Below are 12,156 nucleotides of genomic sequence, written 5' to 3'. Positions count from 1 at the left end.
ATAAAACAAATAACCTTAATTGAAGAAAGAGCACTCCTATGGATACCTTCACACCACTTGTCTTTTCCGGCGTACAACCGAGTGGTCATTTACATCTTGGCAATTATCTTGGAGCCATTCAGCGTTGGGTTGAACTGCAAAACTCTCATCACTGCCTCTATTGTGTTGTGGATATGCATGCGCTCACAGTCAACCCAGATCCCCTTACTTTACGGGAATCCACCAGAACAGTGACAGCCGCCTTTTTAGCCTGCGGTATTGACCCTCAAAAACACATTATTTTTAACCAATCACGTGTTTTTCAACATGCTGAACTCGCCTGGATTTTTAATTGTGTTGCCCGTATCGGCTGGCTTCAACGCATGACACAATTTAAAGATAAAGCAGGAAAAGATCGCGAAAAAGCATCCCTCGGGCTTTTTGCCTATCCCACTTTGATGGCTGCTGATATTTTAGTCTATCGTGCAACGCATGTTCCAGTAGGCGAAGATCAAAAACAGCATGTTGAACTCACACGCGATATTGCACAAAAATTTAACAACGACTATGCACAACGTATTGCCGAATTAAATTTTGGTATCTCTATGCAAACGGATGAAGAAAAAAGGCAATGCTTCTTTCCCCTCCCAGAGGCGCTTATTGGAACAACAGCCACACGCGTTATGTCTTTGCGCGATGGGACGAAAAAAATGTCAAAATCAGATCCTTCAGATTTTTCACGCATTAATTTGACCGATGATGCTGATCTTATCGCAAAAAAAATACGCAAAGCCAAAACGGATTCGGCTCCTCTTCCCGATACCCTGACCGCTTTAAAAGAACGACCAGAAGTGGATAACCTGCTTGGTATTTATGCCGCCTTTGCTAACGTCAGCAAAGAAAAGATTCTTTTAGAATTTTCTGGTCAACAATTTTCGCATTTTAAAACAGCCCTAGCCGACCTTGCTGTCCATAAGCTTGCCCCTATAACAGAAGAATTACGTCGACTGCATCAAGAAAGTGATTATATCGACTCTGTTTTGCGTGATGGCGCTAAACGTGCTAGTATGCTCGCAGAAGAAAATATGAAAAAAATTCGTGAAATTATTGGATTTTTGCACGATACATAAAGATAATAAAACTAAAAACTGTAGAGAGCAAAAAAATCGTTTGTACAAAATAGAGAAAGTGCATGATTTCCAAACCAAAAAATCCGAAAAAAGAACCCAAGAAAAAGAACTTAGTCATTATTGATGAAACACCAGAGTGTCGGCGTGCCGTTGCGTTTGCCGCACAGCATGCCCAAAATACCAATAGAACATTGGTATTACTTTGTGTCGTTGATAGTGTGGAATTTCAACACTTTCTGGGTGTAAACAACGTTATGCGCACAGAATCAACGCAAAGTGCTCATAAAATATTAGGAGGCATTGCCAGTGAAGTCCGCACCACCCATGCGCTTGAAACAGAAATAGTGGTGCGTGAAGGAAAAAAAATTGATGAGATTTCCAAACTGATCGACGAAGATAAAAGGATTGCACTAATTGTTTTAGCAGCCAGTGGACATACAGAAGGACCAGGACCCCTTGTTCAATTAATCGGGAATAAAGGGACAGCTTTTTCAATTCCTGTCATTGTTATTCCTAGCAATCTTGCCGATGACGATATTAGATCTATTGCCTAAAAAATATAATATTCTACAATGTAAGATCTTCCTAATCCTTCATTATAAAAGGAGAGTCTATGTTTATTCAAACTGAAACCACACCAAACCCTGCAACACTTAAATTTCTGCCAGGACGCGTGGTTCTTTCTGAGGGCGTATTAGAATTTCGTGACCCTGAAGAAGCAGCTAAAAACTCACCTTTGGCGGCTAAGCTGTTTAATATTCCCAATATCAATGGTGTTTTTTTAGGCTATGATTTTATCACCGTAAGCAAAAAAGAAGGAGAATGGCAACATCTCAAGCCCGTCATTTTAGGCACAATCATGGAACATTTTCTATCCAATGAGCCAGTAATCACCACCAACGCTACAATACAAGCACAAACCCATGCCCTTAACGAAGAATTTTATGACGAAAAAGATGCTGATATTGTCTTAACCATTAAAGAGCTGCTTGAAACGCGTATCCGCCCAGCAGTTGCCAATGATGGTGGAGACATTACTTTTCGCGGATTTGAGAATGGTATTGTTTATCTCAATATGCGGGGTGCCTGCGCTGGATGTCCCTCTTCAACGGCAACCCTCAAACATGGTATTGAAAATCTTTTACGCCATTTTATCCCTGAAGTTTTAGGCGTTGAAGCCATGCCACAATAAATATTGACCTCAATAGGTAAAATAACCACACCGATTGCCCCTCTTCAACAGCGCTCAAACATGGAGTGTAACAATCTTGCGTCATTTTATTCCTGAAATTTTAAAAGTAAGCTATGCAGCCATAAAAATACAGTACTGTTAAAAAAATCTGTCCAATAATAATACCTTCACTCACCTTTCACCTCCATATATGCCTTAAAAAGGTTTTAAAGCCCCTTTTAAGAAGCATCGGTTGTTTCACAACAAACCCAATAATGATATCCACAGAAGTACAAAACATGGGCATGCACTTTAAATTTATTTTGTTTTATAATCTTGTCATGTAATTAACACGACCCGTTACAAAAAAAGAAAACCCAAAAAAGAAAACATTGTAAGATAGAGTGCCCATTTGCTCCATCTTTCTCACTTCTCCCAACGATAAAATCACGCAAAATACTTCTTGTAGCAGCCAATCAACAAAGATCACATTTTGCAACTTGAATGAGAATTCTGGCATTCTTCTTATTTCAATTCTGTTTTTATTGTATCAATCAAAATCGTCCGCTTACACAGCACAAACTGGATAATAACAAAAACTATTTTTAATAGCTCTTATACACACTTTTTATAAGAGACTGTTGCAGCACTAAAAACTGGAAAATGCATAACCGTACGACCTTATCAAGATCATACCGTCCTTTTTCTATTCTTAAAATCAAGAATTTCCCCTCTATCATTTTCAATCTCATTTCCATAAATATGACGCAAACGGCGGAATTACCTGTAAAAAATAAATACATTTAAGCTAGATCTATTATGATTGTTTGAGAAATTATCTGATAAAAAATGAGAATATTTCTTCAATTCAGCAGGAATAAGTTTGTCTGCTTTACCGCGTTGTTCTTCTCATAAAGCACATACTTTTACTGTCGCATGTACGTCAACATCCAACTTCACCCATAACTGCGTATTAAAAGAAAAGACAGAGCCACTATTCCTCTGCGATACATGGCTTTGCAATAAAGGAAAATATATTGCCTCTATCTGATTGGTGTAATCTGTGAAACAACAAAAAAGCCCATTCGAGAAGAATGTAAAAATAAAAAACCAGCGAAATGCAAAAACAATTGCAAGGGGATAAATGCCTAAACTTTTTTCACAAACTCCGACTTTAAACTCATCTGACCAATCCCTGGAATTTTGCAATCAATGTTATGATCCCCATCCACCAAGCGAATATTCTTTACCTTAGTACCACCTTTTAAAACAGATGAAGCGCCTTTTACTTTCAGATCTTTTATCACCATAACGGTATCTCCGTTTGTTAAAATCTGACCATTGGCATCATAAACAGTATTGACAAGAACAGTATCATCGTTTTTTTGTGGCCATTCATGTGCGCATTCAGGACACACAAAATTTTCACCATCTTCATAAGTATAAAGACAATCACAACGAGGACATTTGGGATATTGGGTCATAAATTCCCCTTTTAAAAGAAAAATCATTTGTTATGACTGGTCATAAAGCAAGAAGTACTTATTGTCCATTATTTTAGAAAAACATTTCCCTTTGTTTCAACCTTCATCTGCCAACTGTGTTCATGAATACTATCATCACATACCATACATGGGTTTATAAAAATGATTGATCATTATATAACTTAAATAAGCCCCCGCATATCATAAAATTTACTCACTTCATTCTCTCTCATAAATGAATCAAAATCATTTTCTTATACATCACCAATACAATTAACGAATGAATAAAAAACAATTAGAAAAGGAACATCTCTGAATAAAAACGCTTCCAAAAAGCTAAAAACTGAGAAACAAGAAAATGATAGACTCAACTTGACCTTTTATTTAAGTAAAGCATTCATAATGTTAGAGAACAAACTGATTTATGATCATAGTTAATGGTTTTGTATATTGAATGAGAGCCAATAAATAAGCTGAGATTCTCTCAACCTCTTTTACATTGAATAAACCAAAGCCTTTTCCTTGCATGTTACAAGTAGGAAGAGCCGTGTAAAACAATTATTCAAAATACTAAATACTCTCAAATATAAGAGCCAACATTGAAAGCGGGCAAAGTGAATGATGGTGCTGGTCTTACTCTCTCATAAGCATAAAAATGGTGCTGCTCAATGGATGGCCGGTTATCCCTTTCAAAAGTAACACGCATAAGATACGTTTTTAGCGTTTTGAGAGAGAAGCTTCTTTAAGACAACCATATGAAATGTGCAACAATGATCGTATTTTGTTGTGTATGAGCCCCCCCTATTAAACAAATATTTCTATCAAACCATTAGAAACCATTGGACATAAATTCCCCGATTATGCCTGATTATAATTACCTACAGCATTTGGTTTTAAGAAGCCAGAAGTTTTAGGAATCCAATTGACATGTAAAAGAGGAAAAAACAAAACGAGCTTGAAAATGGAAGCTCTGCCTTATGGCCAATAAAATCACGTCCCTAAAAACATACCTCATGTGATCAATCATCATACCTTTACAAAAAACATTCCACTGATCTTAGGTGATAATATCAGGACGATTTCGCCCCAATGTTTGTTGTATTTTTAACAGTTTTAGTGCCACCTGTTGCAAAGGTTGGAGAACTTCTTGCGGATTAAAATTGTGTTTGCGCGGATCACTTTCATACTGTTCAAAATAAAGTCGTAAAGTAGCACCTAGCGTCCCTGTTCCCGACAAACGGATCACCAACCGTGCTCCGTTCTCGAAAAAAATACGTATACCTTGCCGCGTGCTAACGCTCTGATCAACAGGATCATGATATGTAAAATCATCTGCTTTTTTGACGAAAAATCCAGCAATTTCAGTTCCTGCATGTGGTAAGTGCGTACGCAAATGTTCTATAAGTTCCAAAGCTTTATCTGCTTCGACTTCTTCATAATCATGCCGTAACGTGTAAAAACGCCCATAGGTGTACCAATGCTGCTGAACTATTTGTGCGACAGTTTTTTCTGTTATCGCTAAAAGATTTAACCAAAATAAGACAGCCCATAAACCATCTTTTTCGCGGATGTGATGAGAGCCAGTTCCAAAGCTTTCTTCACCACAAAAGGTTACTTTCCCCGCATCCAAAAGGTTTCCAAAAAACTTCCATCCCGTTGGCGTTTCAAAAAAGTTTAATCCGTGTTTTTCCGCAACCAGATCAGCAGCACGTCCCGTCGGCATAGAACGCGCTATCCCCACAACACCTTTTCGATATCCTTTAATGAGGTGTGCATGCTCAGCCATAATAGCCAAAGAATCTGAAGGCGAGACAAATTGCCCACGACCAATAATGAGGTTACGATCTCCATCACCATCAGAGGCTGCGCCAAGATCTGGTCCTTGCTCTGACATCAATAAATCATAAAGAGCCTTGGCATAAACCAAATTGGGATCCGGATGACCGCCTCCAAAATCTGGCAAAGGAATACCATTAACCACCGTCCCTTCAGAAAATCCTAAGCATTTTTCAAAAATTTCATGAGCATAAGGCCCTGTTACCGCATGCATAGCATCAAACCGTAAAGTAAGACCTCGAGCGACGGCCTTGGCAATACAGTCAAAATCAAAAAGCTCCTGCATCAAAGCAACATAATCAGCGACAGAATCAATAATATCAATCCGCATGGCTCCCATAAAGATCGTACCTTGCCTATCTAAATCAATATCTGGTGCTTCAAGAATTTTATAAAAGGAAAGACGTTGCGATGTTGCAAAAATAGCATCACATAAAGAATTAGGAGCGGGTCCACCATTGGAAACATTGTATTTAATACCACAATCTCCCTCTGGACCACCAGGATTATGGCTTGCAGAAAGAATAAGTCCACCATGGGCATGAGTTTTACGAATAAGATGCGAAACAGCAGGTGTAGAAAGAATACCGCCCCTTCCCATTTTAACACAAGAAACACCATGCGCCGCTGCCATCTTCAACACAATCTGAAGGAGAGTACGATTAAAAGTGCGCCCATCGCCCCCAAGAATCAACATTTTTCCTTCAAGAGGTCCAATGTTATCAAAAAGAGACTGTATAAAGTTTTCTACATAATGAGGTTGTTGAAAAACAGACACTTTTTTGCGCAAACCAGACGTTCCCGGTTTTTGCCCCTCAAAAGCCGTGGTCAAAACTGTCTTTATGGTCATGTAAATACCTTCATATTCTTTCCTTTAATTTTAAGGTGAAGAGTATCCAAAGTCGACCATTAATTCTACTTGACGGAAGTGTGAAATATTTGCACACTCGTTAGAAGTCAGAATTTTTAAAGAATCCCTTTTATTTAAACCGTTCTTTCCGATATGCTTTTAAAGACAAAAGCTGTTTTAAAACGAAATTTTTGTAAAAAATATAGGAGCATCCTTATGATGAAAAAAACTGTTCCCAATGTAACATTCCATACACGTGTCCGAGATGAAGTGGGTGAAAATAATTCTTATCGGTGGCAAGAAGTTAACAGCGATTCTTACTTTAAAGGAAAGCGTGTTATTCTTTTTTCTCTTCCTGGAGCATTTACCCCTACTTGCTCAACCTTTCAGCTGCCTGACTTTGAAAAACTCTATGATGAATTTAAACAAGCGGGTATTGATGAAATTTATTGCCTTTCCGTCAATGATGCTTTTGTCATGAACGCTTGGGGAAAAACACAAAATATCAAAAACGTGAAATTAATTCCTGATGGCTCTGGTGAATTCACACGCAAAATGGGTATGCTGGTTGCAAAAGACAATGTTGGTTTCGGCATGCGATCATGGCGCTATGCTGCCGTTATTAATGATGGTGTGGTTGAGCAATGGTTTGAAGAAGCGGGTTTTTCAGACAATTGCATGACAGATCCTTACGAAGTCTCTTCACCACAAAATGTTTTAAAAGCTTTGAAAAGCTAATTCCGCCCCCAAAGTCGTCCATTTAAACAAAATTTAACGACACAAATTTCCTTAGTAAAGAAAATTTGTGTCGTTTGTATTTTTTGAAACATCTATTTGTCAAAGCAGACACTATAATTTGGTTGAGCGTTTTCGGTAAGAAAATATCCCAGCAATAAATTTTTAATAGGTATTTCACGTTTTAACTGCTTTGAAAAAACTTTGTGTCAAACAATAATTTGATTTATAAAGATAATTTATAATTTTTCATGTCGAATGAGAGGCACTGAATATCATAAGATTGTTTTATTTTATCCCTTCTTATATTGAATCTCTTAAAACTATTTTCTTGCTCATTAGCACGTGAGATTGGCATATGAATAAACGGTTAAAAAGAGTATAAATGCGTCTCATAAACGCTCTAAAACACAAAAGCTATGAACATCATTACTGCAAGCTTCACAAAAGCATCAAGAAAAAAATATGGTATAAAAACGGCTCTGCATAAATAACCGTTCATGAAGAATATTAAATAAAAACAGATCCCGTAAACATTCCAATTCACATACAATAAACAGATTCATTGCTGTTTTAATAGTCATTTATTCTAAGCTTTTATTTTTCTCTAAGAGAAAAACAGTTAAAGAAGGCGTCTATTTGGATATTCTACCATAAAGTGTTTTTTCATTTCTTCCTCTTCTATCTCTTCCTCTTCATCGAGCTCAAAATCTTCATCACATTCAGGAAGACCAAAAATATCTGGATTAATGAAATAACAATCTTTTTTTGTCCCCTTCGCTACAATTTTATTCTCTTCTAATTCTTTGATACCTTCTTTAAAACTTTCAAAATTAAGATATTCTGGTTCTTGAATTGAAAGATCGCAAGTCAAAAATTCCTCAAGAATATCATGATCCAATGTTATCTGATCAAACCACAAATCCACATCATCTTCATCTGACATTTTCCCTACCTGCCACAACATCACCAAAAAAGCTTTCATACCACTAAATGATAGCCCCAAAATCATACGCCGACACGACGAGGCGCCTGAAAAAGTAATTTGCGGAAGATTTTCAAATCCGAAGTTTGAAGGAGGGAGTTTAAATGATTTTCCAATATCTTCAGGTCTTTCAAGAATAAAGGGATTTCGTTCATAGAGCACGGTAAAATCATATTGGGCCATTTTCATTTCTCCGTAAAAAATTGATTTGTTATAATAAATGAATAATTTCAAATGGTTTTCATTATAATCTCTTATAATGCCTCCCATATTTTTCCTTTAAAAATTGTCTGATTTAAGTTATTCGTTGCTTTTGAAACTAAAAAAATCTTCTAAAATAAAACTCTTGAGATTTCTTTCATCTCTCATGGATGTGAGATTGTAGACTGCCGACAATAAAACAGTAGAAAATATGATATCAGCAAATGAGAATTCAAAAATTAAATCCATATGAATGAATGATGATCAATATTGCTATAAACTATTGGGTTTCTGTTATTGATCATCAATTTTTCTAAACAGGGTTGCGTCAAGGACCTCAAATGCTTCAGCGTCCAGTATTTTGCTTTACGAAGGTGCTTACCTCGCGTCCTCAAAAGCATTTTCACCTTTAAAAATTGCTTTTATGCCGCAGGAACTTTAAAAAAAATAACGCGATTTTAAGAATATCTAAACAAGTAAAATACAAATTCTGAAAATTGAAGAAGAAATGTTCAAGCTTTTCCTAACAATTTCTTTCACAAAACTTTTATCATTATCGTTTTTGCGCTGCCAAAATATCTTGTACTGTTTGAACCAATTGCTCTTCATCAATCATCACTTGCGCAGGACGGCTTTCACGCCATGTTTGATTATCTTTGATCTCATGAGACAAACGCGCTCCTTCAATCAAATCTTTAATCTGTATTTTCCCGCTCTCACGTTCTTGTGAACCTTGGATAACCACACAAGGCGCTTGACGTCGATCTGCATATTTCATCTGCGCTTTAATTCCCGATGCCCCCAAATAGAGCTCAGCACGAATTCCCGCATTTCGCAATTGCATCACCATTTTTTGATAACCAGCAACCGCCTCTGGTTCTTTATCCATCCTCAGTACCACAACCGGCCCTGTTGTGTCCTTCATAGGCAACTTTCCAAGATTTTGCAAAGCTGCGATCAAGCGTGAGACCCCGATTGAAAAACCTGTTGCCGGAATATTTTCACCACGAAAGCGTGCCACCAATCCATCATAGCGCCCTCCGCCACCAACAGAACCAAAAACAACTTTTTGCCCATCATCATTGAGAACATCAAAAAGCAATGCCGCCTCAAAAACAGGTCCCGTATAATATTCCAATCCACGAACCACCGAAGGGTCAATTTTAATGCGATTGTGATAACCATTAGCGACAAAGATTGCTTGCATTTCCTCAAGCTCGCGAACCCCTTCAAGCCCCTGAGCACTCTGACCAACGACTTGTCTGAGAACATCAAGGATTTCTTCTGCCGTTTTTGCATTTACAGTCAGTAAGGAAAGAATACACTCAATCTCTTTATCCTTAAGCTCGGCCCCTTTTGTAAAATCACCACTTTCATCCAAACGCCCCTTGCCTAGAAGCAAACGCACGCCTTCAGGACCAAATTTATCCAGTTTATCCATTGCTCGAAGAACAATTAAGCGCCTTTCAATCTGCTCCCTTTCCCCTAAACCAATCAATTCTAAAACACTTTCCAGAATTTTTCGGTTATTCAAGCGAATGGCATAATCATGCTGGTGAAACCCTAACTTTTCCAAACTGTCTGCTGCCATCATACAAATTTCGGCATCCGCTGCTACCGTTGATGTTCCAACAATATCCGCATCAAACTGCATAAATTGCCGAAAGCGCCCTGGTCCAGGTTTTTCATTGCGAAACACAAAACCAAGACGATAACTGCGATAAGGCTTTGGCAAAACTTCAAAATTCTCTGCAAAATAACGAGCAAGAGGAGCAGTTAGATCATAGCGCAAAGACATCCATTGCTCATCATCATCTTGTAGCGAAAAAACGCCCGCATTTGGACGATCTTCATCAGGTAAAAACTTACCCAATACATCCGTATATTCAAAAATTGGTGTTTCCAGTGCCTCGAAGCCGTAAAGTTCATAAACTTCACGAATTTTTGTAATCATTGTTTCAGTTGCATACAACTGTGCACTTGTACGATCCACAAAACCACGGGGTAAACGGGCTTTGGTTTTTTCTTGTTTCAATGACATGTTATTCTCTAGCAACAATATGTGTTCACGAATAACCATTATCCCATAGAAACCAACGCTGCAATGACTTTATCAATCTAAAAACTTTTAATAACATGTTAGAGTCTTTTATTTTACAAAAACAATATCCTTATAAAGCGATATTCTAAAAGAGTTTATCCTGTAAGATGAATCATAGCCCTTAAACTAAAATGTTCCCAAAACGAATACACTCTCCAAGCCCTCTTATGCCTCATCTTTTAGCACTGTTCAGGTATTCCTTGCATTTTCTTCCTTATATCTTGTCTTCCTTGAAGCAATTTTTCATATATTTCCAAGATTTCTGCATTTTTTTTCAAACATTTGCTTTCCGTATTTGATCCTCCCAATCCCAACAGAAAATAAGAAATATATGAACACTTTTTGAAAAGATCAAAAATAACTCTTGACTTTAGATAAAGCAAATCACTTTTTGAAAGAAGTATCTGACTTAAAATTTGATAAGCCCCCTTCTTTTATAAGAGCTTTTTTTCTTTGATAACTTAGCAAAAAACTTTAAGATAGAAGCGTATTTTTAGATTGCTCGGCAAAATCATGAATAACATTTTTTAAATCAACACTATTTCGACCAACCTGTGTAATCGATCTTGAAATGGAAGGAATAAGATTCTGCCATAGCCTTTGAGGAAACTGCTGAGTTAATTGTGTTATTGTTCCCCCTTGAGCCCCAATACCAGGAACGAGAAATAAGTTATTTTCTAACTGTTCGATTGTATCTTTTGCTTCATTGCCCAATGTTGCTCCAATCACTGCCCCAATAGGACCAACATGATGATATTGACTTGAAGATTGGCTATTATATTCAAAAATACGCTGTGCCAAATGAACAGAAACTGTTTGATCACCAATGCGCGCATTTCGAATGTGCCTTCCCTCTGGATTCGAAGATTGAACAACCATAAAAACAGCCGTTTTTGTTTCTTCTGCAATCTTTATTAAAGGAATGAGAGCATCAAATCCTAAAAAAGGATTGACTGTTATAGCATCTGCTTTAAACGCACTGCTTGAACCAAGCCAAGCTTTACCGTAAGCCTCAGCGGTAGAGCCAATATCCCCTCTTTTCGTATCAACGAGAACCAACAAACCTTGTGCCTGTGCATTTTCAATAAGCTCTTTGAGAATTTGAAGCCCTTCCACCCCATATAACTCAAAAAATGCGGCTTGAGGTTTTATCATCCCCACTTTACCCACAACCGCTGCTAAGAGAATATCACAAAAATCTTTTAGACCTTTATAATCACAGCTTAAATTCCATGATTGCAAAACTTTATGACTCGGATCAAAACCAACACAAAGCGGTCCATATTTCTCACTATTTTTAAAAAAAGCTGAACAAAACATTTTATATCCTAACACGGTCTGTCTTTAAACCTTTTGATACAATCAAAAAGAAAAGCATTTGTCAAAAGAATACAATGCTGAAAACACAAAGAAAGAGCTCTCTATACAAAGTGTGCTTTTATTTGTGAAAGAATATAAACAAAAAAAACATCCATATTATTTTGTTCAATGAACTCATAAATCCCAATAGCGTGCCTTGTCGTTTTTACACCCCTTTTTTATGATCAACAAAAACTCTCTATGAACGTGCTTTAAACAAAAGTTTTAAAAGAAAATGCCCTACCATGATGATCACCGTCTTGTGTTCGATGTTTTCTGTCCTTTTTGGCGCATATCTATTCACTTTTGGAACATAATTGGCAAA

General features: G+C 37.2%; 9 protein-coding genes. 4 read left to right on the top strand and 5 right to left on the bottom strand.

The features are described 5' to 3' along the window. The first annotated feature begins 38 nt into the window (after positions 1-38). From trpS to ACFIKH_RS07260, 3 genes are all read left to right on the top strand, one after another. Positions 39-1,109 carry a tryptophan--tRNA ligase gene (gene trpS, locus ACFIKH_RS07270; protein WP_375627368.1) on the top strand — a complete coding sequence of 357 codons (1,071 nt, stop codon included), beginning with the start codon at positions 39-41 and terminating at the stop codon, positions 1,107-1,109. A 62-nt stretch (positions 1,110-1,171) separates the two neighbouring features. Continuing rightward, the gene (locus ACFIKH_RS07265) at positions 1,172-1,663 is read left to right on the top strand and encodes a universal stress protein (protein ID WP_375626412.1); all 492 of its coding nucleotides are present in this window, start codon (positions 1,172-1,174) and stop codon (positions 1,661-1,663) included. Positions 1,664-1,722: 59 nt separating this feature from the next. Then, the gene (locus ACFIKH_RS07260) at positions 1,723-2,301 is read left to right on the top strand and encodes a NifU family protein (protein ID WP_015856727.1); all 579 of its coding nucleotides are present in this window, start codon (positions 1,723-1,725) and stop codon (positions 2,299-2,301) included. A gap of 1,127 nt (positions 2,302-3,428) precedes the next feature. On the opposite strand, the gene ACFIKH_RS07255 is transcribed toward ACFIKH_RS07260, so the two are convergent. Both ACFIKH_RS07255 and ACFIKH_RS07250 read right to left on the bottom strand, forming a co-directional pair. Continuing rightward, positions 3,429-3,764, bottom strand: coding sequence for a zinc ribbon domain-containing protein YjdM (locus ACFIKH_RS07255; protein WP_375618296.1), 336 nt, complete (start codon positions 3,762-3,764; stop codon positions 3,429-3,431). Between the two features lie 1,057 nt (positions 3,765-4,821). Then, positions 4,822-6,450, bottom strand: coding sequence for an alpha-D-glucose phosphate-specific phosphoglucomutase (locus ACFIKH_RS07250; protein WP_375627367.1), 1,629 nt, complete (start codon positions 6,448-6,450; stop codon positions 4,822-4,824). Positions 6,451-6,666: 216 nt separating this feature from the next. On the opposite strand from ACFIKH_RS07250, the gene ACFIKH_RS07245 reads away from it, so the two are divergent. Continuing rightward, positions 6,667-7,188 carry a peroxiredoxin gene (locus ACFIKH_RS07245; protein ID WP_375626417.1) on the top strand — a complete coding sequence of 174 codons (522 nt, stop codon included), beginning with the start codon at positions 6,667-6,669 and terminating at the stop codon, positions 7,186-7,188. 619 nt (positions 7,189-7,807) lie between these two features. Here ACFIKH_RS07245 and ACFIKH_RS07240 read toward each other — a convergent pair. From ACFIKH_RS07240 to pyrF, 3 genes are all read right to left on the bottom strand, one after another. After that, positions 7,808-8,353, bottom strand: a complete 546-nt coding sequence (locus ACFIKH_RS07240) for a replication protein (protein WP_375671325.1) — start codon at positions 8,351-8,353, stop codon at positions 7,808-7,810. 571 nt (positions 8,354-8,924) lie between these two features. Continuing rightward, complete coding sequence (gene hisS / locus ACFIKH_RS07235; RefSeq protein ID WP_375627365.1) at positions 8,925-10,412, bottom strand: histidine--tRNA ligase; 1,488 nt, start codon at positions 10,410-10,412, stop codon at positions 8,925-8,927. A 534-nt stretch (positions 10,413-10,946) separates the two neighbouring features. After that, entirely contained in the window at positions 10,947-11,792 is an 846-nt protein-coding gene (pyrF, locus tag ACFIKH_RS07230; protein WP_375626423.1) for an orotidine-5'-phosphate decarboxylase, read from the bottom strand. Positions 11,793-12,156 lie beyond the last annotated feature (364 nt).

Origin of the sequence: Bartonella sp. SD1336NMGDW (genome assembly GCF_042193565.1) — a bacterium.
Classification (GTDB): domain Bacteria; phylum Pseudomonadota; class Alphaproteobacteria; order Rhizobiales; family Rhizobiaceae; genus Bartonella; species Bartonella grahamii.
This window is presented reverse-complemented; position numbering and strand designations above follow the sequence as displayed.